The sequence below is a fragment of the Micromonospora cremea genome (assembly GCF_900143515.1).
GTDB classification, from domain to species: Bacteria; Actinomycetota; Actinomycetes; order Mycobacteriales; family Micromonosporaceae; genus Micromonospora; species Micromonospora cremea.
Genome location: NZ_FSQT01000002.1, coordinates 2,758,227 through 2,784,174, shown reverse-complemented (window position 1 = coordinate 2,784,174; position 25,948 = coordinate 2,758,227). Strand labels below are relative to the sequence as shown.

General features: G+C 72.3%; 25 protein-coding genes. 13 read left to right on the top strand and 12 right to left on the bottom strand.

From position 1 onward, the window contains the following. Nucleotides 1-13: 13 nt before the first annotated feature. Nucleotides 14-544: a hypothetical protein gene (locus BUS84_RS26465; protein WP_143728519.1), complete on the bottom strand. Its 531-nt coding sequence runs from the start codon at nucleotides 542-544 to the stop codon at nucleotides 14-16. A 15-nt stretch (nucleotides 545-559) separates the two neighbouring features. Then, nucleotides 560-1,429 carry a PhzF family phenazine biosynthesis protein gene (locus BUS84_RS26460; protein WP_074319134.1) on the bottom strand — a complete coding sequence of 290 codons (870 nt, stop codon included), beginning with the start codon at nucleotides 1,427-1,429 and terminating at the stop codon, nucleotides 560-562. Between the two features lie 33 nt (nucleotides 1,430-1,462). On the opposite strand from BUS84_RS26460, the gene BUS84_RS26455 reads away from it, so the two are divergent. The 3 genes from BUS84_RS26455 (at nucleotide 1,463) to BUS84_RS26445 (ending at nucleotide 4,628) form a co-directional block, all read left to right on the top strand. Further along, nucleotides 1,463-2,749, top strand: a complete 1,287-nt coding sequence (locus BUS84_RS26455; RefSeq protein WP_074316489.1) for a magnesium transporter MgtE N-terminal domain-containing protein — start codon at nucleotides 1,463-1,465, stop codon at nucleotides 2,747-2,749. After that, nucleotides 2,742-3,392: a DUF1003 domain-containing protein gene (locus BUS84_RS26450; RefSeq protein WP_074319133.1), complete on the top strand. Its 651-nt coding sequence runs from the start codon at nucleotides 2,742-2,744 to the stop codon at nucleotides 3,390-3,392. Before BUS84_RS26455 ends, BUS84_RS26450 begins: the two co-directional genes overlap by 8 nt. Before the next feature lie 87 nt (nucleotides 3,393-3,479). Then, on the top strand, nucleotides 3,480-4,628 hold the full coding sequence (locus BUS84_RS26445) for an Mrp/NBP35 family ATP-binding protein (protein WP_074316486.1): 1,149 nt from the start codon (nucleotides 3,480-3,482) through the stop codon (nucleotides 4,626-4,628). An 86-nt stretch (nucleotides 4,629-4,714) separates the two neighbouring features. Here BUS84_RS26445 and BUS84_RS26440 read toward each other — a convergent pair whose 3' ends face one another. Both BUS84_RS26440 and BUS84_RS26435 read right to left on the bottom strand, forming a co-directional pair. Next, nucleotides 4,715-5,149 carry a twin-arginine translocase TatA/TatE family subunit gene (locus BUS84_RS26440; protein WP_074316484.1) on the bottom strand — a complete coding sequence of 145 codons (435 nt, stop codon included), beginning with the start codon at nucleotides 5,147-5,149 and terminating at the stop codon, nucleotides 4,715-4,717. A 76-nt stretch (nucleotides 5,150-5,225) separates the two neighbouring features. Continuing rightward, a complete protein-coding gene (locus tag BUS84_RS26435) occupies nucleotides 5,226-6,620 on the bottom strand; it encodes a S1C family serine protease (RefSeq protein WP_208869921.1) in 1,395 nt (464 codons plus the stop codon). 300 nt (nucleotides 6,621-6,920) lie between these two features. Here BUS84_RS26435 and BUS84_RS26430 point away from each other — a divergent pair, with 300 nt between their 5' ends. After that, on the top strand, nucleotides 6,921-7,490 hold the full coding sequence (locus BUS84_RS26430; protein ID WP_074319132.1) for an O-methyltransferase: 570 nt from the start codon (nucleotides 6,921-6,923) through the stop codon (nucleotides 7,488-7,490). Between the two features lie 6 nt (nucleotides 7,491-7,496). On the opposite strand, the gene BUS84_RS26425 is transcribed toward BUS84_RS26430, so the two are convergent. Both BUS84_RS26425 and BUS84_RS26420 read right to left on the bottom strand, forming a co-directional pair. Next, the gene (locus BUS84_RS26425) at nucleotides 7,497-8,972 is read right to left on the bottom strand and encodes a leucyl aminopeptidase family protein (protein WP_074319131.1); all 1,476 of its coding nucleotides are present in this window, start codon (nucleotides 8,970-8,972) and stop codon (nucleotides 7,497-7,499) included. Between the two features lie 145 nt (nucleotides 8,973-9,117). Beyond that, on the bottom strand, nucleotides 9,118-9,285 hold the full coding sequence (locus BUS84_RS26420; protein WP_007455245.1) for a DUF3117 domain-containing protein: 168 nt from the start codon (nucleotides 9,283-9,285) through the stop codon (nucleotides 9,118-9,120). A 190-nt stretch (nucleotides 9,286-9,475) separates the two neighbouring features. Between BUS84_RS26420 and BUS84_RS26415 the strand changes: the two genes are divergently transcribed. Genes BUS84_RS26415 through BUS84_RS26400 form a run of 4 tightly spaced genes read left to right on the top strand, consistent with a single transcriptional unit; the run spans nucleotide 9,476 to nucleotide 13,704 of the window. Continuing rightward, nucleotides 9,476-10,294: a PaaX family transcriptional regulator gene (locus BUS84_RS26415; protein ID WP_074316481.1), complete on the top strand. Its 819-nt coding sequence runs from the start codon at nucleotides 9,476-9,478 to the stop codon at nucleotides 10,292-10,294. Between the two features lie 3 nt (nucleotides 10,295-10,297). Then, nucleotides 10,298-11,089: an enoyl-CoA hydratase/isomerase family protein gene (locus tag BUS84_RS26410; protein ID WP_074316480.1), complete on the top strand. Its 792-nt coding sequence runs from the start codon at nucleotides 10,298-10,300 to the stop codon at nucleotides 11,087-11,089. Nucleotides 11,090-11,147: 58 nt separating this feature from the next. Next, on the top strand, nucleotides 11,148-12,446 hold the full coding sequence (locus tag BUS84_RS26405) for a DUF1800 domain-containing protein (RefSeq protein ID WP_074316478.1): 1,299 nt from the start codon (nucleotides 11,148-11,150) through the stop codon (nucleotides 12,444-12,446). A 16-nt stretch (nucleotides 12,447-12,462) separates the two neighbouring features. After that, nucleotides 12,463-13,704 carry a DUF1501 domain-containing protein gene (locus tag BUS84_RS26400; protein WP_074316476.1) on the top strand — a complete coding sequence of 414 codons (1,242 nt, stop codon included), beginning with the start codon at nucleotides 12,463-12,465 and terminating at the stop codon, nucleotides 13,702-13,704. Here the strand turns inward: BUS84_RS26400 and BUS84_RS26395 are convergent. Further along, a complete protein-coding gene (locus tag BUS84_RS26395) occupies nucleotides 13,701-14,324 on the bottom strand; it encodes a hypothetical protein (protein WP_074316474.1) in 624 nt (207 codons plus the stop codon). The genes BUS84_RS26400 and BUS84_RS26395 overlap by 4 nt on opposite strands. A gap of 101 nt (nucleotides 14,325-14,425) precedes the next feature. On the opposite strand from BUS84_RS26395, the gene BUS84_RS26390 reads away from it, so the two are divergent. Next, nucleotides 14,426-15,538, top strand: coding sequence for an RNA-guided endonuclease InsQ/TnpB family protein (locus tag BUS84_RS26390; protein ID WP_074316472.1), 1,113 nt, complete (start codon nucleotides 14,426-14,428; stop codon nucleotides 15,536-15,538). A 136-nt stretch (nucleotides 15,539-15,674) separates the two neighbouring features. Here BUS84_RS26390 and BUS84_RS26385 read toward each other — a convergent pair whose 3' ends face one another. The 3 genes from BUS84_RS26385 to BUS84_RS40205 form a co-directional block, all read right to left on the bottom strand. Further along, nucleotides 15,675-16,259 (bottom strand): DNA-3-methyladenine glycosylase I, encoded by a 585-nt coding sequence (locus BUS84_RS26385; protein WP_074319130.1) that lies wholly within the window; start codon nucleotides 16,257-16,259, stop codon nucleotides 15,675-15,677. Nucleotides 16,260-16,359: 100 nt separating this feature from the next. Further along, on the bottom strand, nucleotides 16,360-16,857 hold the full coding sequence (locus BUS84_RS26380) for an SRPBCC family protein (RefSeq protein ID WP_074316470.1): 498 nt from the start codon (nucleotides 16,855-16,857) through the stop codon (nucleotides 16,360-16,362). Beyond that, entirely contained in the window at nucleotides 16,854-17,468 is a 615-nt protein-coding gene (locus tag BUS84_RS40205; RefSeq protein ID WP_074316468.1) for a DivIVA domain-containing protein, read from the bottom strand. The genes BUS84_RS26380 and BUS84_RS40205 overlap by 4 nt, the downstream gene beginning before the upstream one ends. A 155-nt stretch (nucleotides 17,469-17,623) precedes the next feature. Between BUS84_RS40205 and folP the strand changes: the two genes are divergently transcribed. Continuing rightward, complete coding sequence (gene folP, locus BUS84_RS26370; RefSeq protein WP_074316465.1) at nucleotides 17,624-18,493, top strand: dihydropteroate synthase; 870 nt, start codon at nucleotides 17,624-17,626, stop codon at nucleotides 18,491-18,493. A 67-nt stretch (nucleotides 18,494-18,560) separates the two neighbouring features. On the opposite strand, the gene ndhC is transcribed toward folP, so the two are convergent. Then, the gene (gene ndhC / locus BUS84_RS26365; protein WP_074316464.1) at nucleotides 18,561-18,938 is read right to left on the bottom strand and encodes an NADH-quinone oxidoreductase subunit A; all 378 of its coding nucleotides are present in this window, start codon (nucleotides 18,936-18,938) and stop codon (nucleotides 18,561-18,563) included. Between the two features lie 129 nt (nucleotides 18,939-19,067). On the opposite strand from ndhC, the gene BUS84_RS26360 reads away from it, so the two are divergent. From BUS84_RS26360 to BUS84_RS26350, 3 genes are all read left to right on the top strand, one after another. Then, nucleotides 19,068-20,525 carry a hypothetical protein gene (locus tag BUS84_RS26360; RefSeq protein WP_074316462.1) on the top strand — a complete coding sequence of 486 codons (1,458 nt, stop codon included), beginning with the start codon at nucleotides 19,068-19,070 and terminating at the stop codon, nucleotides 20,523-20,525. A 319-nt stretch (nucleotides 20,526-20,844) separates the two neighbouring features. Continuing rightward, nucleotides 20,845-22,692: a 2-oxoacid:acceptor oxidoreductase subunit alpha gene (locus BUS84_RS26355; RefSeq protein ID WP_074316461.1), complete on the top strand. Its 1,848-nt coding sequence runs from the start codon at nucleotides 20,845-20,847 to the stop codon at nucleotides 22,690-22,692. Continuing rightward, a complete protein-coding gene (locus BUS84_RS26350) occupies nucleotides 22,685-23,719 on the top strand; it encodes a 2-oxoacid:ferredoxin oxidoreductase subunit beta (RefSeq protein ID WP_074316459.1) in 1,035 nt (344 codons plus the stop codon). Before BUS84_RS26355 ends, BUS84_RS26350 begins: the two co-directional genes overlap by 8 nt. 71 nt (nucleotides 23,720-23,790) lie before the next feature. Here the strand turns inward: BUS84_RS26350 and BUS84_RS26345 are convergent, their stop codons facing one another. After that, the gene (locus tag BUS84_RS26345) at nucleotides 23,791-25,548 is read right to left on the bottom strand and encodes a trypsin-like serine protease (RefSeq protein ID WP_074316458.1); all 1,758 of its coding nucleotides are present in this window, start codon (nucleotides 25,546-25,548) and stop codon (nucleotides 23,791-23,793) included. Between the last annotated feature and the right edge of the window lie 400 nt (nucleotides 25,549-25,948).

Sequence of the window (25,948 nt, the reverse complement as noted above, 5' to 3'; positions counted from 1 at the left end):
ACGGAGCGGCGGGTCAGCGGCGGCGGACCCGGTGCAGGCGGAACGGCTTGCGGGTGGCCCGGACCGCCGGGGTGTCCCGGGGTGTTTCGGCCTGCGCGTCGGCGGGCAGGTCAGCGCCGGTCAGCGGCTCACCGGCCGGGGCGAGCCGGTTCACCGCGCAGTCGTCGGCGGCCCACCGGGCAACCAGGTCGGCGGTCGGGCCGGGCGCGTTCAGCCGCTTACCGGCCACCAGCGGCGCGGTGGCGTCCCATTCCTCGGTGCCCGGTCGCAGCCGGGTCACCTGCGCCGGCCAGGTGACGATCCGGCCGCCGTGGTCACCGCGCAGGGTGACCTGCGCCTCGGCTGCGTCGGCCAGCCCCGGCGCGGCCTGCTCACCCCGCCCGCTGACCACGAACAGCGCGCCCTCCAGTGGGGCGCACCAGAGTGCGAGGGCCGGCCCACCGGCCACGCTCACCCAGGCCACCGCAGCCTTCTTCATCGCCTCGTCGACCAGTGGCGTGCCACGGGGGCCATCCTCGTCCGTCACACCCGCATTGTCCCGCATCGGCACCTCCGCCGGTCAGCCCACGAAGGGTGGCACGGCGATCTCGCCCCGGGCCACCGGCATCACCTGGCCGGCGACCGTCGCACCGACCACCACGCCGTTCTCCGCGGTGACCGTGCAGGCCAGCGCGGACGGACGGTTCATCTCCACACCCTGGCGCACGGCGTACCGGGACGGCCCGTCCCCGGGCAGCAGGCCGCTGGCCACCAGCCAGACACCGAGACCGAGTGCCGCCGAGCCGGTCGCCGGGTCCTCCGGTACGCCGAGGCCGGGCACGAAGACCCGGGCGTGCGCGGTTTGCCCAGCCGGGTCCCAGGAGAAGACGCTGACGTGCGCAACCCCGTACCGCTCCGCCGCCGCCGGGTTCACCCGGGCCCGGGCCACCGACTCCGGCCGCACCGGCAGGTACGGGAACTCCAGCCCGCAGCCGGCGACCCGTGGGGCCGGCCCGACGTGGTCGTCCGGGGCCAGCCCGGCGATCTCCAGCAACGGCTCCGGGTCCAGCTCGGGGCCGAGGGTCGGGCTTCCACCGGTGAGCGTCGCTCCGGACGCGGTCACCTCGATGGGCAGCACACCGGCACCGCACTCCTGCGTGACCTGCCCCACACCGAACATGCCGCGTCGGCTCGCGGTGACCGCCGCGCCGACGCTGGGGTGCCCGGCGAACGGCAACTCCTCCACCGGGGTGAAGATCCGGGCCCGGTATGTGGCGCCGACCTGGGTCGGAGGCAGCACGAACACCGTCTCGGAAAGGTTGAACTCCAGCGCGAGCGCCTGCATCTGCTCCGTGGCCAGCGCCTCCGCGCCGAACACCACGGCCAGCGGGTTGCCGGCGAAAGGGCGATCGGTGAAGACGTCCACGATCTCGTAGGCCAAGGTCGACATGTTGATAAACACTAGGCGCTTAGGCTGGTGCCCGTGAGCACGCCGACCCGGGTCTACATCGCCCGCCTCGCCGGAGTCGCCGTCTTCGATCCGAACGGCGACCAGGTGGGCCGGGTTCGTGACGCGGTGGCCCGGCTGCGGGCGACCAAGCGCCCCCCGGAGGTCGTGGGCCTGGTGGCCGAGATGCCGATGCGTCGGCGGATCTTCCTGTCCATCAACCGGATCACCTCCATCGACGCGGACGCGGTCGTACTCGGCTCCGGCACCCTCAACCTGCGGCGCTTCGAGAAGCGCCCGAACGAACTGCTGGTGCTCCAGGAGCTGCTGGACCGACGGGTGCAGCTCGAGCCGGGCGGCCAGCCCGGGGCGGTGGTGGACGTCGCCATGGAATGCTCCCGGGGCGCTGAGTGGTCCCTCACCCGGGTAGCGGTCCGCGAGCAGACCGGCCGGCTCACCCGCCGCGGCCACCTGCACCAGGTGGAGTGGGACCGGGTGCGCGGGCTCAGCGGCATCGCCGACAACCGAGGTACGGCGAATCTGCTCGCCGTGCTGGAGGACATGCGCCCGGCCGACCTGGCCAACGCGTTGCAGGACCTGCCCGACGCGCGGCGCAACGAGGTCGCGGCGGCACTGGACGACGAGCGGCTGGCCGACGTGCTCAGCGAGTTGCCGGAGCACGACCAGGTGGAGATCCTCGCCGCGCTGGACCGGGAGCGGGCCGCGGACGTGCTGGAGGAGATGGACCCGGACGACGCGGCGGACCTGCTCAACGAGCTGCCCCCGCCGGAGCAGGACGTGCTGCTGGACCTGATGGAGCCGGACGAGGCCGACCCGGTGCGCCAGCTCCTCAAGTACACGCCCGGCACGGCGGGCAGCGTGATGACCTCGGAGCCGGTCATCCTGCCGCCGGACGCCACCGTCGCCGAGGCGCTCGCCCGGATCCGGGAGCCACAGCTCTCCCCCGCCGTCGCCGCGCAGGTCTTCGTGACCCGGGCCCCACAGAACACCCCGACCGGCCGATACCTGGGCATGGTGCACTTCCAGGCGTTGCTGCGCGAACCCCCGGCCGACCTGCTGGGCAAGGTGGTGGTCAACGACATCGACCCGCTGCGCCCCACCACCCCACTGCCGGAGATCACCCGCCGGATGGCCACCTACGACCTGGTCGCCATGCCGGTGATCGACCGGAACAACCGGCTGGTCGGCGCCGTGACGGTGGACGACGTGCTGGACCATTCACTGCCCCGGGACTGGCGGGACCGCGACGCGCTGGGCACCCTGACCGCCAACGAGCAGGCGCCGGATGGCGCGGATGGCTGACCAGCGGCGGGCCGAACGGCTCGACCAGCCACGCGAGCCCCGGGGTATCAAACTGCCCCGGTTCGACGCGGAGGCGTTCGGCCGGTGGTCCGAGGGCATCGCCCGAGGCATGGGCACCGCGAACTTCATCGTCGTCATGACGGTGGTGATCGCGATCTGGTTCGGCTGGAACACGCTGGCCCCGGCGCATCTGCGCTTCGACCCGTACACCTTCACGTTCCTCACCCTGGTGCTGTCGTTACAGGCCAGCTATGCGGCGCCGTTGATCCTGCTGGCGCAGAACCGGCAGGCCGACCGGGACCGGGTGGCGTTGGAGGAGGACCGGCGGCGGGCCACCGCGCAGAAGGCGGACACCGAGTACCTGGCCCGGGAGATCGCCGCGCTGCGCATCGCGCTGGGCGAGGTGGCGACCCGGGACTTCCTCCGCTCGGAGCTGACCCGGCTGGCCGAGGAGCTGGACGAGGCGGGGCAGCGCCGGCAGCGGCTGGAGCGCCGCCAGCAGGAGAGGGACAGCCGGCAGGAGAAGCGCGGCCAGCGGCCGACCGACGGTGTCGGGCTCGACGAACCCCGCGACGACCTCGACACCGACTTCGCCCGCGACACCCGGCCGGACGGCGCCGGGCCCGGCCCGCAGGACGGCTGACCGGAGGGGCCCGAGAGGTCATCGATTCGCTCACACCGTTCCCGGGCAGCGGCCGGAGCGGATGCCCCGCGACGTAGCATTGCGGGCATGTCAGCACCCGTCAGCACCGTCGAGGACGCGATTCAGGCCGCCCTGGCCACCGTCAACGACCCGGAGATCCGCCGGCCGATCACCGAGCTGGGCATGGTCCGCTCCGCCACGATCGGCGCGAGCGGCGTCGTACGGGTCGAGCTGCTGCTCACCGTCGCCGGTTGCCCGCTCAAGGACAAGCTGCGCACGGACATCACCACCGCAGTCGCCGCGGTGCCCGGGGTGACCGGCGTGGAGATCGACTTCGGTGTGATGAGCCCCGAGCAGCGGCAGTCGTTGCAGTCGCAGCTGCGCGGCGGGGGTGCCAGCGAGGAGCCGGTCATTCCGTTCGCCCAGCCCGGCTCGCGGACGCGGGTGTACGCGGTGGCCAGCGGCAAGGGCGGCGTCGGCAAGTCCAGCGTGACCGTCAACCTGGCGGCGGCGCTGGCCGCCCGCGGGCTCTCCGTGGGCGTGGTGGACGCGGACATCTACGGCCACTCGGTGCCCCGGATGCTGGGCGCGGACGGTCGGCCGACCCGCGTCGAGGACATGATCATGCCGCCGCAGTCGCACGGCGTGAAGGTGATCTCGATCGGCATGTTCACCTCCGGCAACGCCGCGGTGGTGTGGCGCGGCCCGATGCTGCACCGGGCGTTGCAGCAGTTCCTGGCCGACGTCTACTGGGGCGACCTGGACGTGCTCCTGCTCGACCTGCCCCCGGGCACCGGCGACGTGGCCATCTCGCTGGCCCAGTTGCTGCCCAACTCGGAGATCCTGGTAGTCACCACCCCGCAGGCCGCCGCCGCCGAGGTGGCGGAGCGGGCCGGCGCGATCGCCCTGCAGACCCACCAGCGGGTGGTCGGCGTCATCGAGAACATGTCCTGGCTGGAGCTGCCGGACGGCTCCCGGATGGAGATCTTCGGTGCCGGTGGCGGCGCGGCGGTCGCCGAGTCGCTGAGCCGGACCATCGGCGCGCAGGTGCCGCTGCTCGGGCAGATCCCGCTGGACACCCGTGTCCGGGAAGCCGGCGACGCCGGTAACCCGATCGTGCTGGCCGAGCCGGAGTCGCCGGCCGCGCAGGCGCTCGGCACGATCGCGGACCGGCTCGCGCTGCGCCGTGAGTCGCTGCTCGGCAAGCCGCTCGGCCTCAAGCCCGCGGGGCGCTGAGCGCCCGGTCCGTCGTTCACCCGCCGGCCGTCCGGCCGGCGGGTTACGGGCCGATCAGGTGGCGGGCCGATCAGGTGGCGGGCCGATCAGGTGGCGTCGTCGTAGCTGGCTCGGGGAGCCGGCGTCGACGGGGTGACCGTGGCCGTGTCGGTGGCCGTGCCGGACCGGGTTCCCTTCGACCGCAGGTCCGCGGCGTTGGCCACGTCCTTCAGCTCGTTGTGCACGCCGCCGACATCCGCGCGCAGGTTGTCGTAGACGCCCTGCAACGGCTTGCGGATCGCCGCCTCGTCCTCCTCGCTGAGGAGGTGCTTGCGGATGAAGGCCTTCGGGTGCAGATCCTCCAGCTGGATGTCGGTGCCCAGCTCACGACTCAGGTCACCGGTGGCGTTGCGGGCCATGTTGCGCAGGTTGCGCACCAGCCGCAGGCCGTCGGTGATCACGGCGGGCAGCCGGTCACCGAAGATCAGCAGCGCCAGGAGCAGCAGCGCACCGATCTCCCACCAGTTCAGGTTGTCGAGCATCCCGCGGGCCTCCTCTCGGCGTCAGCAGCAAGACTACGCACGTCGGACGGCTTTCGGGCAGGGGGTGACCCGCTGTTCACTTGGCATCCGCGGCGAGGGTGACCGAGGTGTTCTGCCGGTCGGCGCCACGCCGGAACTCGACGGTCACCACCGAGCCGGGCGCGAACTTGCGGACCAGGGCGATCAGGTCCGTCGGCTCGGTCATCGGCCGGCCGTTGAGCTTCAGGATCACGTCGCCGACCCGCAGTCCGGCGCCGGCTGCCGGACCGGACGGCTCCACCGCGGCCAGCCGTACGCCGCCGCTGGCACCCGCGCCCGGACCGCCGACCTGGGCGCCGATCACCGTACGCCGGGCCTTGCCGGTGCCGATGATGTCCTGGGTCACCCGCTTGGCCTGGTTGATCGGGATGGCGAAGGCGAGACCAATGTTGCCGGCCTCCTGCCCCTCGGCGACCAGCGACTTGATGGTGGAGTTCACCCCGACCACCCGCCCGGCGCCGTCGACGAGCGGGCCGCCCGAGTTGCCGTGGTTGACCGCCGCGTCGGTCTGGATCGCCGCGTAGTAACGCACCGGGCCGCCCGGCTCCCCGGCCTGCATCGTCCGGTCCAGGGCGCTCACGATGCCTGCGGTGACCGTGTTGGCCAGCGAGAGCGGTGAGCCGATGGCGAGCACCGGGTCGCCGACCGCCAGCGCGTCGGAGTCGCCGAACTCCACCGGCCGCAGCCCGCTCCGGCTCACCTTGATGACCGCGATGTCCGACTCCGGGTCCTGGCCGACCACGGTCGCCGCCGCGGAGCTGCCGTCGTTGAAGATCACCGAGGCCTTGCCGCTGCCGCCGGCCACCACGTGGTCGTTGGTGATCACGTGCCCGTCGGCGCTGGCAATGAAGCCGGAGCCCTCGCTCGTCCCGCCGAGGTTGCTCACCCGCACGGTGACCACGCTGGGCAGGACCCGTTCCGCCACTCCGGCCAGCGACTCCGGCTTGCGCTGGGCCAACGCCGGCGGCTGCGCCGGCTCGGCGCCGAGGACCGTTCCGGCGGCCCCGCCACGCACCGCGAACGCGTAGCCCAGCGCGCCGCCGAGGGTGCCGGCCAGCAGCGCGGTGATCACCGGGATGAGCAGCAGGTGGCGCAGCGTCGGCCGGCCCGGCGCGTCCGGATCGGTGACCGGCTCCGGCTCGGTGCCCGCCGCCACGATCCCGGGCACCACCACCGCGGTCGGCGCTGCCGGATCCCGCCACGGATCGGAGAGAGCGTCGGACCACCAGGGCGATGCGCCGGCGGCGCCGGACCCGCCCGACGCCGCGTTCGGTGCCGGCCAGGTCTCCGGCGGCGCGGCGGACACGCCGCGGGCCCCCGGCGTGGTCGGCGACCCCGCCGACGGGGCCTCTGCCCCGGGCGGTCGTGCCGGAGCCGGAGTTTCACCGCCCCGGCGCCAGTCCCAGCCGTCGGTCACGTCGGTGCCTCCCAGTCCGTCCCCGGATCCCGCGCCGCGTCGTCCGGCCACCGACCGGCGCGGTCGCGGCTGACGGGATACCGCCTCCAGGATTGCACGGATGCACGCGGTGGAGTCAGCGGTTGCCCCCGGTGATCGCCGAGGGCGGAGGCGCGGCTGCGCCGCGCGGGGCTCGCCTCTACGCTCACAGTGCCAACCCGCCCCCGCACCACGCACCGCCCCCGGAGGTGCCCCATCGCCACGGTCGCCGGTTCCGGCAGTTCGACGACCCAGGCTCAGCAGTTCGCCGAGTCGTACGTCACCGAGGATCTCGTCCTGCGCACCGCCCGCAGCCTGGCCCACGAGGTGGGCCTCGACGCGGTCACCCCCGGCGCCGGAGCGGCGCTACGGCTGCTGGCCGCGGCCGGCAACGCCCGCGCGGTGGTGGAGATCGGCACCGGCACCGGGGTGAGCGGTCTCTGGCTGCTGCGCGGCATGCGCGCCGACGGCGTGCTCACCACCATCGACGTGGAGGTGGAGCACCAGCGGATCGCCCGGCGGATCTTCAGCGAGGCCGGCTTCGCCGCCGGTCGCACCCGGATCATCACCGGTCGCGCCCTCGACGTGCTTCCAAGGCTCGCCGACGGGGCGTACGACCTGGTCTTCGTGGACGCCGAGGCGACCGGCTTCCACGCCTGCGTGGAAGCCGCGCTGCGGCTGCTGCGCCCAGGGGGCGTGCTCGCGCTCAACGGCATGCTCGCCGGTGGTCGGATCGGTGACCCGGCCGCCCGGGACGCGGAGACCGTGACGGTCCGGGAGACGATCAAGGCGGTGCGGGAGTCCGAGCACTGGATCCCCGCGCTGCTCCCGGTCGGGCACGGGGTGCTCGCCGCGGTGAAGTGCTGATCCCGGTCAGTCGACGCTGGCCAGCCACCGCAGGAGCGAGCGGACGCCCCAGCCGGTCGCGCCGCGACTGAGTTCGGCGTGGTCGCCGTCCGCCCAGGACGGGGCCGACATGTCCAGGTGCAGCCAGCGGTCCCGCAGCTCGCCGGTGAACTCGCGCAGGTAGAGCGCGGCCACCACCGAGCCGGCACCCTGCGCCGGCGCGCTGTACAGGTCGGCGACCTCGCTGCCCAGGTACTCGACGTAGTCGGTGTGCAGCGGCATCCGCCAGGCCGCCTCGCCGGCCGCCTCGGTCGCGGTGAGCACATCGGCGGCCAGCTGGTCGTTCTCGCTGTACAGGGCGGCGGTCCGCTTTCCCAACGCCACGGCGTTGGCTCCGGTGAGGGTGGCCAGGTCGAGCAGCAGGTCCGGCGCGAGCTGCTGCACCGCGTACGCCAGCGCGTCGGCGAGGACCAGCCGGCCCTCCGCGTCGGAGTTGGTCGTCTCGCTGGTCGTCCCGCCGTAGTGCCGGACGATGTCGCCGGGGCGGAACGCCGAACCGCTGACCATGTTCTCGGCCAGCGGGGCCAGCGTGGTGACCCGGACCGGCAACCGCAGCGCCGCGGCGCCGAGGGTGGCGGCGACGACCGCCGCCGCGCCGGCCATGTCCTTGCGCATCAGCTTCATCGCCGGCACCGGCTTGATCGAGATCCCGCCGGTGTCGAAGGTGATGCCCTTGCCGATCAGCACCACATGGGTACGCGCGCCGGCCGGGTGCCAGTCCAGCTCGACCAGGCGGGGGCCGCTGGCCGAGCCGCCACCCACGGCGAGGATCCCGCCGAAGCCCTCGGCGGCCAGCTCGTCCGGCCCGCGGACCCGCAGACGCAGGTCCGGCAGCTCGGCCGCGGCGGAGGCCACCTGGTCGGCGAACCACTGCGGGTTCTTCACCGAGGAGGGCATGTTGGTCAGGTCGCGGGCGAGGCGGGTCATCGCGGCGGTGGTCCGAGCCGTGTCGATGGCGGCCTCGTGCGCGGCCGGGTCGGCGAGCAGCAGGTCGACGGCGCCGAGCGCGGGCGGGTCACCGGCCTCGGTCAGCCGGAACCGGTACGAGGCGAGCAGCAGCCCTTCGGTCAATCCGCGGACCGCTACCGACGTCGCCTCCGCCGGAAGCGCGATAGTGATGTGCGTCTCATCTGCGGCGGCGCGGGCCAGGGCAGCGCCGGCGGTCCGCCAGGCCGCCTCGCCGCCGTCGCCGATGCCGAGCAGCAGCAGTCGGCCGGGGGTACGCCCGGGGCGCAGGTGGGTGCGGATCTCGCCGGCCCGGCCGGTCAGCCGGGCGACCGGTGCCAGCGCGGCGGCCTCGTCGGCGGCGCCGTCCGGCAGTGCCACAGCGGTCGGCGCCGGTTCGGCAGAGGCGTCGCCATCCGCCGCCGGATCGACGGGACGGACGGGCAGGACGAGGACCTCGAGCCGGTCGGGCTCGGTGATCGGACGGATGGCGAGCACGCGGAAACGCACCTCCAGAAAAGTGTCGCGGAGCGGGACTGAACCCGTCTGTCCGCACAGATGAAGACCCTGAGCCACCGGCGATGCCGGTGGCTCAGGGACCGAGGAATTCCGGGCGGCGTACGCCGCCCGGATCACTCCTCACTCAGCCGGCGGCCGCCTTCAACGCGTCACCGAGCGCGTTGGCCTCGTCGGGAGTCATCTCGACGACGAGCCGGCCACCGCCCTCCAGCGGGACCCGCATGACGATGCCCCGGCCCTCCTTGGTGACTTCCAGCGGACCGTCGCCCGTCCGCGGCTTCATCGCCGCCATGTTGTCTCCCCTCAGACCTACACCAGGGTCGGTGGGTTGCCCCACAGCCACTTCGTCACGACCACCCGCAACGGTCGCGGGGGTGTCGACCAACGATTTTCCCTGATGAACACCGCCGGACCCAAACCGGAGCAGCATTGATGTAACAGCATCTAGCTTATCTTGAGAAGGCCTGTCACAATGTGCGGTCATGCAGGCACGGTCGGCACTCTTCGACCTGTACGGCGACCACCTCCGACCGCGGGGTGGCCGGGCACCGGTCGCCGCCCTGGTCAAGCTATTGGCGCCGTTGGGAATCGCGCCGCCGGCAGTGCGCACCGCCGTGTCCCGGATGGTGCGTCAGGGCTGGCTCGACCCGCTCCGATTGGCGTCCGGACCGGGATATTCGATCACACCAAAAGCCGCCCGGCGACTGGACGAGGCGGCGGCCCGGATCTACCGGACCGGCCGGGTCAGCTGGGACGGTCGGTTCGATCTGCTCGTCCTGGAGGCCCCCGGCTCCCGACGGGACCGGCAGCGGCTCGCCGCCAACCTCAGCTTCCTGGGCTACGGCACGCTCGACGAGCAGACCTGGGTGGCCACCCGGCCCGCCGAGGACGTCGACCTGCTGCTCGCCGAGGCCGGCGTCCGGTTCGAACGATTCACCGCCTCGCACTTCGCCGGCACCCCCGGCGCGATGGGCGTGGTCCGCCGGGCCTGGAACCTGACCGAGATCGGCCGCGCCTACGAACGGTTCGTCGCGGACCAGCGCCCGCTGCTCGGCGCGGTCACCGCACGCAGCAGCGACGAGGAGGCGTACGCGGCCCGGTTCCGGCTCGTGCACGCGTGGCGTACCTTCCTGTTCCGGGACCCGCAGCTGCCCCCGGCGCTGCTGCCCGAACGCTGGCCCGGCACCGCCGCGGCCAGTTTCTTCGACCGGCACGCGGCTCGCCTGCGTCCGGCCGCTGACCGGTACGTCGAGCAGTGCCTCGACGCCGGCAACCGCATCGTCCGACAGAAGGGTCGTTAGACAGTGACCGAGCCGTTGCTGGTCGACCGGACCGACGCCGTCGTCACCCTCACGCTGAACCGGCCGAACGCGATGAACGCCCTCGACGTGGCGCTCAAGGAGGCGCTGCGGGACACCCTCGCGGAGCTGGAGACCGACCGGTCCTGCCGGGCGGTCGTGCTGGCCGGAGCGGGTGGGTCGTTCAGCGCCGGTCAGGACCTGCGCGAGCACGTGTCGACGCTGGAGAACTCCGCCAGCGACCCGCTGGGCACCGTCCGAGCGCACTACAACCCGATCGCCGCCCGGCTGGCCAACCTGCCCAAGCCGGTGGTGGCGGCGGTCCGTGGGATGGCCGCCGGGGCGGGCGCGTCCCTGGCCTTCCTCGCCGACATCCGGATCGGTGGCCCGACCACCAGCTTCCTGATGGCGTTCGCCAGGGTCGGCCTCGCCGCCGACACCGGCGCGTCCTGGACGCTGCCGCGGCTGGTCGGCCACGCCAAGGCGGTGGAGCTGCTGATGCTGGCCGAGCCGGTACGCGCCCAGGAGGCCTGCCGGTTGGGGCTGCTCAACCGGCTGGTGGACGACGACGAGCAGGTGCTGCCGACCGCACAGGAGTTGGCCGCGCGCCTCGCCGCCGGCCCCACCGTCGCGTACGGGGCGATCAAGCGGCAGCTCTCCATCGCGGACGCCGGCACCCTCGCCGACGCGCTGGCCGCCGAGGCGCAGGCACAGTCGATCTGCGGCGCCACCGCCGATCACCGGGCGGCCACCCTCGCCTTCGTCGCGAAGCAGAAACCGGTCTTCGAGGGACACTGAACGCGATTCGCACCCCGCCCTTACCGTCCTCGAACACGGGCCGCCTAGCGTCGCCCACATGACCGACCGTGAAGCGGTGGCACACCTGCTGCGCCGGGCCACCTTCGGGCCGACCGCCGACGAGGTGGACGCGGCCGAACGGGCCGGGCCGGCAGCCACCCTGGACAGCCTCCTGAACCCGGACCGGTCGGACCGGGGTGCAACCGCCACCCCGGTCCCGGCGCTGCCCCCGGACCCTTACGCCGCGCTGACCAAGGAATCCACCCGGGAGCAGCGGCAGCGGGCCAACGCCGAGCGCCGGGAGCAGCTCCAGCGGCTGACCCTCTGGTGGCTGGACCGGATGGTGGCGGCCGAGGACGGGCTGACCGAGAAGCTGCTCTTCTTCTGGCACGGGCACTGGGCGACCAGCGCGCAGAAGGTCAAGTCCGCCCACCTGATGCTGGGCCAGCTGGAGACGCTGCGCCGCCACGGGCGCGGACCGCTGGGCCCGCTGGTCGCCGCGATGGTGCGCGACCCGGCCCTGATCCTCTGGCTGGACGGGCAGAAGAACACCCGCAAGGCACCGAACGAGAACCTGGCCCGCGAACTGATGGAGCTGTTCACCCTCGGCATCGGCAGCTACACCGAGGCCGACGTGAAGGCCGGCGCGCGGGCGCTGACCGGCTGGGTGGTGGACCGGCGCAGCGGCAGGGCACGATTCGAGGCCCGCCGGCACGACCCCGGGGAGAAGACCATCCTCGGGCACAGCGGCCGGTTCGACGCCGAGGCGTACGCCGGGCTGCTGGCCGCACAGCCCGCGGCGGCGACATTCGTGGCCGGCCGGCTCTGGTTCCGCTACGCCGGCACCGACGTCCCGGCGCCGGCCGGCCTGGCCGGTACGGACACCGTCGCCACCCTCCGCACGCTCTTCTCCTCACCGGCCTTCGTACGGACCAGGGGCACCCTGGTCAAGCAGCCGGTGGAGTGGGTGGTCGGTGCGCTGCGGCAACTCGGCATCCGACCTTCCAAGCTGCCGGAGCAGCAACGCAAACAACTGCTGGCCGGCCTGAACGCGCTGGACCAGGTGCCGCTGCGACCGCCCAGCGTGGGCGGCTGGCCGGCCGGGCCCGCCTGGCTGACCACCTCGTCGTTGCAGGCCCGGCTCCGGACGGCCGGGATGCTGGCCGCCGCCACGGCGCCGGCGGTGCTGACCCGGCTGACCGCCGCGCCCGCCGCCGACCGGCCGGACACCCTGGCCCGGCTCCTGGTGGTCGACGGATGGGGTGCCCGAACCCGCGCCGCCCTGACCCCGCTGGCCGGCCAGCCGCGGACGCTGCTGGCCGCCGGCCTGGTCAGTCCCGAGTACACCGTCAGCTGAGCGGAGGAGCCGATCGATGGACACCCTGACCCGACGGAAGTTCCTGCTCACCAGCGGGGTGGTCGGCGCGGGCGCGCTCGCCGCCGGAGCCGGCGCGTACGGCCTGCGGGACCTGCTGGACACCGCCGGAGATCGCGATCCGCAGTCCCGCACCCTGGTGCTGGTCACCCTCTACGGCGGCAACGACGGCCTGAACACCGTCATCCCGTACGGCGACCCGGCCTACCGGGCGGCCCGGCCCGAGCTGGCGTACCCGGACGGGGAGGTGCGCCGGTTGGACGACGACTTCGGTCTCAACCCGGCGCTGGCCGGCCTGCACCAGCGCTGGTCCGGCGGCGGACTGGCGATCGTGCGCGGGGTCGGCTACCCCAAGCCGGACCGCAGCCACTTCCGGTCGATGGACATCTGGCACACCGCGCAACCGGACCGGCCGGGCAACACCGGCTGGTTGGGTCGCTGGCTGGACGGGGCAGGCGGGGACCCTCGGCTGGCGGTCTCCTTCGAGCCGGCGCTGCCACCGCTGCTGGCCGGGGCGCGGAGCGCGGGCGCCGCAGTGCCGGTGGCCGACCGGAAGGCCGCCAAGGGCCTGCCAGCAGAGACGCTGGCCGCGTTCGCCGCCCCCGAGGCCGGCGAGTCGGCGGCCCGGGGTCGGGCCGCCGCCTGCTTCGCCGATCTGCGGTCGGTGGACGAGATGATCCGCCACGTCCGCGACTCCGCGGACACGGACACGGCGGACCCGGACGGCGAGCAGGCGCCGGCGACGGCCACCGGTGGGGCACGGACCCCCCTGGACGCGCAGCTGGACCTCGTCGCACAGTGTGTCGAGGCCGAGGTGTCCACCCGGGTCTTCTCGGTGTCCCTCGGCGGGTTCGACACGCACGCCGACGAGAAGCAGTTGCAGGCCGTCCTGCTGGGGCAGGTGGACCGGGCGTTGACCGGGTTCGCCGACCGGATGAGTCGCACCGAGGCGGGGCGCAAGGTGGTCGTCGCGGTCTACTCGGAGTTCGGCCGCCGGGTCCGGGCCAACGCCTCGGACGGCACCGACCACGGCACCGCCTCGGACATGCTGCTCCTCGGTGCCGGAGTGCGCGGCGGCTGGCACGGCGCACCGCCCAGCCTCACCGACCTGGACGACGGGGACCTGAAATACACCACCGACTTCCGGGACGTCTACGCCACGCTGCTGGAGCGGGTGCTGGACACCGACCCGGGCCCGGTGCTCGCCGACTGGCGAGGGCGGCTGGGCGGCCTGTTCTAGTCGTCCTCTTCCGGGTCCTGGTTGGCCTCCGCGCCCAGCACGAACGCCTGCATGGCCAGCTCGTCGCCGGAAGGCGACACGAAGGCGGGCAGCTCACGCGGCCCCAGCTCCTGAACGTAGGACCAGAAGAGCCGGACCGCCTCGGCCGGCGTGCCGGCCTCGATCGGCAGGTCGAGGCTGACCAGCCAGGTGCGCCGCGCCGGGGGCGGCCCGAGCCGGTCGGCCAGCGACCGGAAGGCCGCCGGATCCAGCGCGGTGAGGGGCCCGTCGAGCGTCAGCCGGTCGGCCGGCACCGGCTCGTCGAAGGCCCGTCGGGTGTACGCCACGACGAGCGTCCCGGGCGCGACCGGGGACTGCGGATCGTCCGGGTCTTCCCGGTGCCGTCGGGTCGGCGCGGTGACCCGGCCGAGCGCCACCAGCCGGGGCGGCGTGTCGGCCAGCACCGCCACCCGGTCACCCGGGCCCGGCAGGCTGACCTCCGCCAGCCCGGTCAGCTCCAGCGTGTCGTGGTGCACGAGCCGCTCGGCCTCGTACCGCTCGGTGGGCAGCAGCAGCGCCCAGGTGCCCGTCCCGTCGGCAGAGCCGGCCTCGCCAGCCCAGTGGGCGGTCTCGGTCGTCATCAAGATCGCGGCGTGGATACCTCCGCCTTCCGGCGAAGGAGGTAACGCCACTCCCTCCCCTCGATAGTCGTTTTACACGATGGACCGTTAGGATGTAAGGCATGGGTGAGGCGGTGAAGCGAGCGTACAAGTACCGCTTCTATCCGGCCCCTGAGCAGGCCGAACAGCTCAACCGGACGTTCGGCTGTGTGCGCAAGGTCTACAACCTGACCTTGGAGGCGCGTACCCGTGCGTGGGCCGTCGATCGGCGGCGCAGCACCTACGTTCAGTCGTCGTCGTGGCTGACCGAATGGAAGCGCACCGAGGAGTTGGCCTACCTCACCGAGGTCAGCTCCGTGCCGTTGCAGCAGGCGCTGCGGCACCTGCAAGCCGGGTTCGCGGCGTTCTGGGACAAGCGCTCGCGTTACCCGCGGTTCAAGTCCAAGCGCAAGTCCCGGGCGTCGGCGGAGTACACCCGCTCGGCTTTTCGCTGGCGCGACGGGCAGCTCACCCTCGCTAAGATGGACCCCCCGCTGACCATTGTGTGGTCGCGGCCCCTGCCCGACGGCGTCGAGCCGTCCACGGTCACGGTGTCCCGCGACCCGGCCGGTCGGTGGTTCGTGTCCCTGCTGGTCGAGGATTCCACCGTGACGCCGCTCCCGCCGGTCGACACGGCGGTAGGGGTGGATGCGGGCATCACCAGTCTGCTCACCCTGTCCACCGGGGAGAAGATCACCAACCCGCGGCACGAGCGTGCCGACCGGCGCAAGCTGGCCAAGGCGCAACGCAACCTGTCGCGTAAGGCCAAGGACTCCGCCAACCGGGCCAAGGCCCGCCTTGCGGTGGCCCGGATCCATGCCCGCATCGCCGACCGGCGGCGGGATCACCTGCACAAGCTGTCGACTCGACTCGTCCGCGAGAACCAAACGGTCGTGATCGAAGACCTCAGCGTGCGCAACATGCTGCGCAACCACAGCCTGGCCCGCGCTATCTCCGACGCGGCGTGGACACACCTGCGCAACATGATCGAGTACAAGGCCGCCTGGTACGGGCGGACCGTGATCGCCGTCGACCAATGGCACCCGAGCACGAAGACCTGCTCGGCGTGCGGTCGGATCAACACCGCGATGACCCTCGGCGTCCGCATCTGGACGTGCCCCGGCTGCGACGCCGTGCACGACCGGGACGTCAACGCCGCCAGGAACATCCTCGCCGCCGGGCTGGCGGAGAGGTGAAACGGCTGTGGAGGGACGGTAAGACCCGATCCAGGTCAGCGGTAAAGGCACGGCCCGGTGAAACAGGAACCCCCTCCGGCGACTGAGGGAATCCCCGCCCTTCAGGGCGTTGGATGATGTCAAGCCTGCCATCCCATCACGCCGCCGCCGGTGGGAGCGTGACGTGGCAGCCGACGATATGATCGTCGACCATGCCGGTGGCCTGCATGAGCGCGTACGCGGTGGTCGGCCCGACGAACCGGAAGCCGCGTTTCTTGAGCGCCTTGGCCATCGCCGTCGACTCGGGGGTGATCGCCGCCAGCTCGGCGAACGAGGCGGGGCGGGCCGGCCGGGGCGCCGGCGCGAAGGACCAGAGCAGCGCGGACAGCCCGTCGGGCAGCTCGAGCGCGGCGCGGGCGTTGACGATCGCCGCCTCGATCTTGGCTCGGTTGCGGACGATGCCGGCGTCGGCGAGCAGCCGGGTCACGTCGGTGTCGCCGTAGCCGGCGACGGTCGGGATCCGGAACTCGTCGAAGGCCAGCCGGAACGCCGGGCGCTTACGCAGGATGGTCAACCAGGACAGGCCGGACTGGAACGCCTCCAGAGTCATCCGCTCGTAGAGCGCGTCGTCGCCGTGCAGCGGCCGCCCCCACTCGGTGTCGTGGTAGACCGCGTAGTCGGGGGTGCTCGCCCCCCAGGCGCAGCGTGGGAGCCCGTCGGCGCCGATCACCAGGTCAGTCACCTCGTACACGCTAGGCCATCGGGCCGACAGCCCATTGCCGCCGGCCGCCCCGGCTGCCTGTGGTGGCCCGCGCGCCGGCTGACTGCCGCCGCGAGCGTGGTCAGGGCAGCCGGCCCTGCTCGACCAGACGGGCGAACCTCTTCAGCGCCTGGGTGAGGCTGACCTTGGAGCCGGGCCAGAGCACCGGCCACGCCAGCCGACCGGCCGGGCCGCCCGGCAGGTGGAACCACTCGTGCCAGACCACCTGGGTGCGGGCCCGGTCCATCTGGGTGCAGCGCAGCACGCCGGGGCCGCGCAGCAGCCGGCCGCAGTGCACCACGCCGATCTCGTACGGCTCGTCGACCCGGACCACCCGCATCTCGTCGCGCAGCACCATCGGGCCGAGCGCGGTCACGGCCTCGATCAGGCTGCCCTCACGGCCATCGCCCTCGACCACCCGCAGTCGGGTGAACGGGATCCAGTCGGACTGACGTTCCCAGGCGAGCAACGCGGTGAAGACCCGCTCCGCCGGGGCGTTGACGATCACCGTGGCGGTCACTTCGCCGGCACCGGGTTGGGCAGCCTCGCGGAGATCGTCGGCACCCCCCGGATCGGTCACGCCGACTCCGACCGAACCACCGCGCCGTGCTGTCCGGTGCCGTCGGCGGACTCACCGTCCGCGGACTTGCCATCGGCGGACGTGTCATCGGCCGGCACGACAGCCGGCGCCACGCCGTCGGAGTCCGCCGGGGAGGTGGTGGCACCCGGCAGCGGGCCGGCGACGGCCGAGCCGACCGGGGCGGCACCGGATCCGGCGTCGTCGCCCGGCCGCTCAACCTGCTGAGCCGCCGCATCCTCGTTCGTCGCCGCGCTGGCGGACTGCTCACGGGCCCGGCGCAGCGCCTCCGCGTCGGTGGTGCGTCCCTCACGCAACGCGGTGACCTCCGCCTCCAGCACGCCGATCAGCTCCGACTTGTAGCCGATGTCGTAGGCGGCACGGCGCATCGCCTGATCGACCTGGGCCATCCGGTACCCGCGCAGCCCGGTGTCGAAACGGACCGCCCCCACATCGGATTCGCGCAACGGCCGGGTGCCCGGCAACGGCACGGCCTGCGAATCCGGCTCGGCGGGCGCCAGGCCCGGATCACGACCGGTGACCAGCACCGTCACGCCGAACACCACCGCCGCGACGGTCAACGCCACGACCAGGAGGAGCAGAAGCTGACCCATGCACTGATCGTGGCATGGCGACCGGCCGTGAGCGAGCCCGCCACCCACCTCGATCACGATCAACGCCGACGCCGCGCGGCGTCCCGGTCCGCCGACCGGCTAGCGTCGGGACCGGCCGACGCGGCGGCGCCGGTGCGGACTTTCAGGAGGCGGGCATGGCCGGGGCGCTTCGGCTGGGTGGGCGGACGTTCGCCCCGGGCGAGCTGGTGGTGATGGCGATCGTCAACCGCACGCCGGACTCGTTCTTCGACCGGGGCGCCACCTTCGCCGCGGACAGCGCGCTGCGCGCGGTCGAGCGGGCCGTGGACGAGGGTGCGGCGATCATCGACATCGGCGGGGTCAAGGCCGGTCCCGGCGCCGAGGTGGACGTCACCGAGGAGATCCGGCGCACGGTGGACACCATCGCCGCCGTCCGGGCCGAGTTCCCGGAGGTGGTCATCTCCATCGACACCTGGCGCGCCGAGGTGGCGGTGGAGGCCGTGGCGGCCGGCGCCGACCTGCTCAACGACACCTGGTCGGGCGCCGACCCGGCGCTCGCCCGGGTGGCCGCGCAGACCGGCGTCGGCCTGGTCTGCTCGCACGCCGGCGGGCTGGTCCCGCGGACCCGGCCGCACCGGGCAGCCTTCGACGACGTGGTCGACGACGTGGTCGCGACGGTGACCGGGCTCGCCGAGCGCGCGGTGGCGGCGGGGGTACGCCCCGACGGAATCCTGATCGACCCGGCACACGACTTCGGCAAGAACACCCGGCACTCCCTGGAGATCACCCGCCGGCTGGACGAGTTGACCGGGACCGGCTGGCCGCTGCTGGTGGCGCTCTCCAACAAGGACTTCATCGGCGAGACGCTGGACCTGCCGGTGGCCGAGCGGCTGGAGGGGACGCTCGCCGCGACGGCGATCTCCGCCTGGCTCGGTGCCCGGGTGTTCCGGGCCCACCAGGTCGCGCCCACCCGCCGGGTGCTGGACATGGTGGCCTCGATCCGCGGCGATCGGCCGCCCGCGGTGACCCGCCGGGGCCTGGCCTGACCGGTCGTCGCGGCAGCCGGCCGCGAACGGCCGGGCGGACCAGCACGATTGCCGGAGGCCCGGGCGGTCAGGTCCAGCGCAGGATGTTCCTACGCCACGCGTAGAGGATGCCCAGGGCGAGCACCGCCACGAACACCGCCATCTCCACCACCGTGACCAGGCCGAAGCCCGGCCGGTCGAACACCACCGCCCAGGGGAAGAGGAACACCGCCTCGACCGCGAAGAGGACGTAGAGGTAGGCGTAGACGTAGTAGCGGATCTGCATCTGCGCCCAGTCCGCGCCAACCGGGTCGAGCCCGCACTCGTAGCTGGTCCGCTTGCCGTGCGGCTCAGCCGGACGGGCGGGACGTAACACCCGGTTGGCCGAGAACGCCGTGACAAAGAACAGGACGCTGGCGAGCAGCAAGAGCCCGAGCGTCGCGTACGAGCCCAGGTAACCGGTCACGCCCGGGAGCCTACCGTCCCCCCGGAACGGCCGTCCCGAACACGTTACGGATTTGTTTCCGAATGGGACTAGTGCTCCAAGGCAACTGTTACCGAATACTGGACCCCCACCCATGTCACCGGAGGACAGATGGCCAGCGTGCAGGTTTCGCCCGGCCCCCGGGCGGCCGGGCGGCGTCCCAGGCCCCTGCTGGCGACCTCACTCGCGGTCGGCCTGCTCGCGGCACTCGCCGCGGCGCCGGCCTGGGCCGGTGCCGCGATGCCGGACGCCAGCCCGGTCGCGGCGGTGACCGACCCGGTGACGGAGCCCGAGCCGGGCCCCGAGACCAGCCCGGCGGAGGAGCCCACCCCGACCGAGGAACCGGGTGGCGAGCCCCTGCCGACCGAACCGGCCCCGGAGACCACCGCACCGCCACCGGAGACGACGCCGCCACCGGCCCCGCAGACCACCGCGCCCGACGTACCACCGGCGCCGACCACCACCGCGCCCGCGCCGGGCAGCAGCACCGCCCGGCCGCCCACGCCCGGGCCACCGGCGCCACCGGCACCCCCGGCGCCGTCAGCGCCCCCGGTCCGCCCGCCGGCACCGGGCCCGGAGGCGCCGCCGCCGAACCCGCTCGGCGTGCAGGTCACCACCGAGGACGTCACCCTCACGGGCGCGTACTGGAACGCGGCCAGCACCGCCACCACGCTGCGGGTCACGGTGACCAACACCGGCACCACCGCCCAGCGGATCCGACTCTCGTACACCCTGCCCGCCGGGCTGACCGACGCCGGAACGAAGGGCTGCACCAGCACCGGTGGCGGCGCGTACCGCTGCGGGGCCTGGACGGCCGGGGCGGGCGCACGGTTCAGCAGCCTGCTCCGGCTGCGGGTCGCCGGCACCGCATGGAAGCAGATGCCACTCAGCGGCTCCGTGCGGGTCACCGCGAACGCACCGGGAGTGGCCGGCGAGGCCGCCGACGACCAGGGCTTCGCGGTGCTTTTCCCGCCGGGTCCACCGGTGCCCGGCATCTCGCTGGCCGCCGACGACGTGAGCTTCGACATCAGCGGCGCGGCGAGCACCCTCGCGGTCCGGCTGGGCAACACCGGCAAGGTGGATGCGGTCGGCCGGGTCGAGGTGGTCCTTCCGGCCGGGGTGAGCGTGCCGACCCCACCGGCTGGCTGCGTGACGGTCGACCCGACCCGCACCCGGTGCGACACCGGCCCGGTGCCGGCGGGCAGGACCGCCGAGCTGCGGCTGCCGGTGGAAGCGACCGCGCAGGCCCAGCGGGAGGCGCCGCTGTCCGGCGCGGTGATCGGGCAACTCGACCCGCGCAGCGGCCCCAGCCGGCAGGTACAGATGAGTTTCCGGATCACCGCGGCGGCCGCGCTGGCCACCCCGGTGGTCTCCCCGCCCGCGCCCACGGGCTCGCAGGGCGTGCTCCCCGCCGGGGGCTCCGCCGACGCTGGCGGGATGACCTCGGTGCAGCGCACCGCGGTCATCCTGATCGCGGTCTCCGCGTTGCTGGTGGTGCTGGCCCTCACACTGGCCACCACCTCGCTGCGTCGCCGGCTCACCGACCCGACCACGGTCCCCACCGACTGACCAGCCACACTTACGCGCCCCGCCACCCCGGCGAGGGCCGCTGGCGGGACGTCGACGGTGATCTGGATTACGGCGGGCTGGGCGAAACGTCGCAATACGGCGTAATCCTCAACCGGATCGGGTCCCAGTCGGCGGACCTCCGGGGAGGGTCGGGGGTCTGTTCGACGTAGGCTCTCAGGTGAGGAACGACAGCGGACCGGACCAGCCTGGAGCGGTGCGGTGCAGCGGTGCGTCAAGGAGGTCCCGTGACCGGGCAAGTCGAGGTCACCATCATGTTCAGCCGCCCGCGCGACCGCGCGCAGCGAAGCGAGGTGCAGGCGTGACCAAGCAGATCCGTCAACTCGACCGGGTGGTCATCCGGTTCGCCGGTGACTCCGGCGACGGCATGCAGCTGACCGGCGACCGGTTCACCTCGGAGACGGCGCAGCTCGGCAACGACATCTCCACACTGCCCAACTTCCCCGCCGAGATCCGGGCGCCTGCCGGCACCCTACCCGGCGTGTCGAGCTTCCAGGTGCACTTCGCCGACTACGACATCCTCACCCCGGGCGACGCGCCCAACGTGCTGGTGGCGATGAACCCGGCGGCGCTCAAGGCCAACCTGGCCGACCTGCCACGCGGCGCGGACATCATCGTCAACACCGACGAGTTCACCAAGCGCAACCTGGCCAAGGTCGGCTACCAGGTCAGCCCCCTGGACGACGACTCGCTGGCCGGTTACGTCGTGCACCCGGTGGCGCTGACTTCGATGACCGTCGGCGCGCTCGCCGCGAACGACGTGTCCAAGAAGGACGCCGAACGGTCGAAGAACATGTTCGCCCTCGGCCTGCTCTCCTGGATGTACTCCCGGCCGTACGAGTCGACGCTGCGCTTCCTGGAGCGCAAGTTCGCCGCCCGTCCCGAGCTGGTCGCGGCGAACGTGGCCGCCTTCAGGGCCGGCTGGAACTTCGGCGAGACCACCGAGGATTTCGCGGTCCGCTACGAGGTCAAGCCGGCGAAGATGAAGCCGGGCACCTACCGCAACATCACCGGCAACGCGGCGCTCTCGCTGGGTCTGGTCGCCGCCGGGGTCCGCTCCGGGCTGCCGGTCTTCCTCGGCGCGTACCCGATCACGCCGGCGTCGGACATCCTCCACGAGCTGAGCAAGCACAAGCGCTTCGGCGTGCTCACCATGCAGGCGGAGGACGAGATCGCCGCGGTCGGCGCCGCGCTGGGCGCGTCGTACGGCGGGTCGCTCGGGGTGACCACCACCAGTGGCCCCGGCGTGGCGCTCAAGAGCGAGACGATCTCCCTCGCGGTGGCGCTGGAGCTGCCGCTGGTGATCGTGGACGTGCAGCGCGCCGGCCCGTCGACGGGCATGCCGACCAAGACCGAGCAGGCCGACCTCAACATGGCGCTCTACGGCCGGCACGGCGAGGCACCTGTCGCGGTGATCGCGCCCAGGTCGCCGTCGGACTGCTTCTTCGCCGCGCTCGAGGCGGCCCGGATCGCGCTGACCTACCGCACTCCGGTGATCCTGCTGTCCGACAACTACGTCGCCAACGGCTCGGAGCCGTGGCTGCTGCCCGACGTGGAGTCGCTGCCCGACCTGCGGGTGGAGTTCGCCACCGAGCCCAACGGCGAGGACGGCACCACCTTCCTGCCCTACCTGCGCGACCCCGAGACCCTGGCCCGGCCGTGGGCGATTCCGGGCACCGCGGGCCTGGAGCACCGGATCGGCGGCCTGGAGAAGGCCGACAAGACCGGCGACATCTCCTACGACCCGGCCAACCATGACTTCATGGTCCGCACCCGTGCGGCCCGGATCGAGACGATCCCGGTACCGGACATCGAGGTGGAGGACCCAGACGGCGACGCCCGCGTGCTGGTGCTCGGCTGGGGCTCGACGTACGGGCCGATCGGTGCGGCGTGCCGCGGGCTGCGCCAGCGCGGCCTGTCCATCGCCCAGGCGCACCTGCGGCACCTGGCCCCGATGCCGGCCAACCTGGCTGAGGTCCTGCGCTCGTACGACCGGGTGGTCATCCCGGAGATGAACCTGGGCCAGCTCGCCCACGTCATCCGGGCCCGCTACCTGGTCGACGCGATCAGCTACAACCAGGTCCGCGGCCTGCCGTTCACGTCCGCCGAGCTGGAGACGACGCTGGAAGAGGTGCTGAAGAATGTCTGAGCCCGTCGCCCTCAAGCTCACCGCCAAGGACTTCAAGTCCGACCAGGAGGTGCGCTGGTGCCCCGGCTGCGGCGACTACGCGATCCTGGCGGCCATCCAGCAGTTCATGCCGGAGCTGAACATCCCCCGGGAACGGACCGTTTTCGTCTCCGGCATCGGCTGTTCGTCCCGCTTCCCGTACTACATGAACACGTACGGGATGCACTCGATCCACGGCCGTGCTCCGGCGATCGCGACCGGTCTCTCGGTGTCCCGGCCCGACCTGTCGGTCTGGGTGGTCACCGGTGACGGTGACGCGCTCTCCATTGGCGGCAACCACCTGATCCACGCGCTGCGGCGCAACGTCAACCTCAAGATCCTGCTGTTCAACAACCGGATCTACGGGCTGACCAAGGGGCAGTACTCGCCCACCTCCGAGGTTGGGAAGATCACCAAGTCGACCCCGTCCGGCTCGGCGGACGCCCCGTTCAACCCGCTCTCCCTCGCGCTCGGCGCGGAGGCCAGCTTCGTCGGCCGGACCATCGACTCCGACCGCAAGCACCTGCAGTCGGTGTTGCGGGCCGCCGCCGAGCACCAGGGCTCCGCGTTCGTGGAGATCTACCAGAACTGCAACATCTTCAACGACGGGGCGTTCGACCAGCTCAAGGATCCGGCCACCCGGGACGACTACCTGATCCGCCTGGAGCACGGGCAGCCGATCACCTTCGGCGCCGACGGCCGGTTCTGCGTGGTGCACCCGCCGGGCGGGTTCGGCCTGGAGGTCCGGGAGACCAGCTCGGTTCGCCCGGAGGAGATCGTCGTGCACGACGCGACGGTGGCCGACCCGGCGTACGCGTTCGCGCTGTCCCGACTGCCCGGCCTGGACCTGCGGAACACCCCGATCGGAGTGTTCCGCTCGGTGGACCGGCCGTCGTACGACAGCGTGGTGCAGAGCCAGCTCGCCGCCGCCAAGGCGAAGGTCACCGAGACCCCCGAGCAGCAGCTCGCCGGCCTGCTGGGCAGCGGCGACACCTGGACGATCATCTGACCCTCAGAAATGGGACAGGGCCCGCAACCGTTCGGTTGCGGGCCCTTCCCGTTCCTGTTGGGACAGCCTGATCAGAAGACCAGGTTGAAGCCGCCCCAGCCGGTGCCGATGACCGCGCCGCTCGAGTCGATCCACTGGCCGTAGCCGTTGGTCGTGTAGAGCCGCATCCGGCCACTGCTGTCGACGCCGAGCATGTCCATCATGTTGTCGCCGCTCCAGTCGCCCGGGACCATGATGTTCTTGAAGCCGCCCCAGCCGCCACCGATCTTGGTGCCGAACGGGTTGGTCCAGCCGCCCTTGCTGTCCGACTGGTACATCTTCAGATCGCCGGTCGAGGTGCGACCAATCAGCACCTCGCGCCCGTCGCCCTTCCAGGCCCCCGGGGTGAGGAACAGGTTGAACCCGTTCCAGCCGCTGCCGATCTTGGTGCCGAACGGGTTCTCCCAGCCGCCCGCACCGTTGCTGGTGTAGCGGACCAGGTCGCCGTTGGACTTGCGGACCATCAGGCTCGGCCGATTGTTGCCCAGCCAGTTGTTCGTGACCATGAGCGCGGTGAAGCCCTGCCACCCGGTGCCGATCTTCCGGGCTCCTCCGACGAAGTTGCCCTTGCCGTCGGTGTCGTAGATGAACAGCTCGCCGCTGGGCTTCATCGCCATGATGGACGGCTTCTTGTCGCCGTTCCAGTTGTAGACGCGGAAGACTCGGCTGAAGATGTTCCAGCCGTTGCCGATCTGCTGGTCCATGTAGAACCCGCCGTCACCGTTGTTGGCGAAGCCGGCACCGTAGTACAGCCGGAGGTTGCCAGCGGTGTCCCGGGTGATCAGGTCGGTGTGACCGTCGCCGGACCAGTCCGCGTTGACCAGCGGCGGACGGGTCAGGTCCGCCTTGATGGAGTTGTTGTAGTAGCTCAGCCGCTCGTAGTAGCCGGGGGACGAGCCACACGGCTCGAAGCCCCAGTCGGTGATACCGACCTGGACCCCGTTGACGAGCAGCGGACCGCCCGAGTCACCCCCGCAGGTGTCGCTGCGCGGCGTGGTGTCGGTGCCCGAGCCAGCGCAGATCATCCGGTCGGCGAGGTAGAGCCCCGTGTCGTCGCAGACCTCGTTGGACTGCATCGGGACGGTCGCCTTGCGCAGCCGGCTGTCCGGGGCCGCATCGTCCGACGAGGTGACGCCGTAGCCCGCGATCTGGGCCGCGGTGCCGGCCACGTACGGACTCTGGTCGCCCTGGGCGCTCAGCGACACCGGGGTGTACGCGCTGGGCAGGTTCTGCTTGAGCGTGAGGACCGAGACGTCGTCCACGATCGGAGAGTAGGGGTTTTCGTACTGGTCGGCGATGTTCCAGCCCGGGTGGGTCCAGGTCGAGCCGACCTCGGCGACGAACCCGCTGCCACCGATGATCTGACCGTTGCTGTCGAACAACTGGTCCTTGCCGGCGATGACCCGAGTGGTGCCGGGCCCGTCGGCGGTGCAGTGCGCGGCCGTCAGCACCTTGTTGGGGGCGATGATCGTGCCGGTGCACCAGTACCAGTAGTAGTCCGGACCGTCCTGGAAACTGGTGACGATGCCCACGATGTACGGGAACTCGGAGGCGCTCGCCAGGGTTCCCTGGAAGACCTTGGGAGATGCAACCGTGCCGGACTCGAACGTCCGGCCCTTGGCGCCCGGTTCGGGAAGCGTGAGCTTCCCCTTGTGCAGGTTCGGCAGCTTCTTGAACCGGTCCGGTTGTGAACTGCTCGCCGCGTCGTACACGCCGCCCCCGGCGGGGGCGGCCTGGGCACTGGTCGCGGGCGCGACGGCCGCCACGCCCGTGAGAGCGAGGCCCGCCACGACACCGGCGTACCACCGCCGTCGGGCTCCTGCGGATGTTGCCACTTCAGCCACTGATTGCTTCCCGTCGTTCGATTAACGAGGCACTCGGAACGGCCCGGATGAGATGCGTCCGACCGGACGGGAGGACCACGACCGACGCCGGGAGCCCATGGCCCCTTGCGAAAAGTGTGTTGCCCCCGTCGTGCCTGCGCCAACGACACCGCGCCGAACACTGGCTACGGCGACCTCATTGGCAGTTCCAAGCCGCCACACACTAGCAAGCATCACGGCGTGAAAGAAGCGCCAAATAGAGGACCTTTCACTCAGCCTTGGGGGCGAACCGCGCAGCTCGAAGGGTGATCGGCTGGAGCACGCGCGAGAAGAACGGTGGCAGCCCTCGGGTCAATCGGCATGGGGA

Excerpts from the sequence above, each read along its gene's own strand:
- BUS84_RS26460 (WP_074319134.1), bottom strand. The coding sequence starts at position 1,429 with ATGTCGACCTTGGCCTACGAGATCGTGGACGTCTTCACCGATCGCCCT.
- BUS84_RS26405 (WP_074316478.1), top strand. The coding sequence starts at position 11,148 with ATGACCGACCGTGAAGCGGTGGCACACCTGCTGCGCCGGGCCACCTTC.
- BUS84_RS26445 (WP_074316486.1), top strand. The coding sequence starts at position 3,480 with ATGTCAGCACCCGTCAGCACCGTCGAGGACGCGATTCAGGCCGCCCTG.
- folP (WP_074316465.1), top strand. The coding sequence starts at position 17,624 with ATGGCCGGGGCGCTTCGGCTGGGTGGGCGGACGTTCGCCCCGGGCGAG.
- BUS84_RS26390 (WP_074316472.1), top strand. The coding sequence starts at position 14,426 with ATGGGTGAGGCGGTGAAGCGAGCGTACAAGTACCGCTTCTATCCGGCC.
- BUS84_RS40205 (WP_074316468.1), bottom strand. The coding sequence starts at position 17,468 with ATGGGTCAGCTTCTGCTCCTCCTGGTCGTGGCGTTGACCGTCGCGGCG.
- BUS84_RS26395 (WP_074316474.1), bottom strand. The coding sequence starts at position 14,324 with ATGACGACCGAGACCGCCCACTGGGCTGGCGAGGCCGGCTCTGCCGAC.
- BUS84_RS26420 (WP_007455245.1), bottom strand. The coding sequence starts at position 9,285 with ATGGCGGCGATGAAGCCGCGGACGGGCGACGGTCCGCTGGAAGTCACC.
- BUS84_RS26465 (WP_143728519.1), bottom strand. The coding sequence starts at position 544 with ATGCGGGACAATGCGGGTGTGACGGACGAGGATGGCCCCCGTGGCACG.
- BUS84_RS26450 (WP_074319133.1), top strand. The coding sequence starts at position 2,742 with ATGGCTGACCAGCGGCGGGCCGAACGGCTCGACCAGCCACGCGAGCCC.
- BUS84_RS26415 (WP_074316481.1), top strand. The coding sequence starts at position 9,476 with ATGCAGGCACGGTCGGCACTCTTCGACCTGTACGGCGACCACCTCCGA.
- BUS84_RS26360 (WP_074316462.1), top strand. The coding sequence starts at position 19,068 with ATGGCCAGCGTGCAGGTTTCGCCCGGCCCCCGGGCGGCCGGGCGGCGT.
- BUS84_RS26440 (WP_074316484.1), bottom strand. The coding sequence starts at position 5,149 with ATGCTCGACAACCTGAACTGGTGGGAGATCGGTGCGCTGCTGCTCCTG.
- BUS84_RS26400 (WP_074316476.1), top strand. The coding sequence starts at position 12,463 with ATGGACACCCTGACCCGACGGAAGTTCCTGCTCACCAGCGGGGTGGTC.
- BUS84_RS26350 (WP_074316459.1), top strand. The coding sequence starts at position 22,685 with ATGTCTGAGCCCGTCGCCCTCAAGCTCACCGCCAAGGACTTCAAGTCC.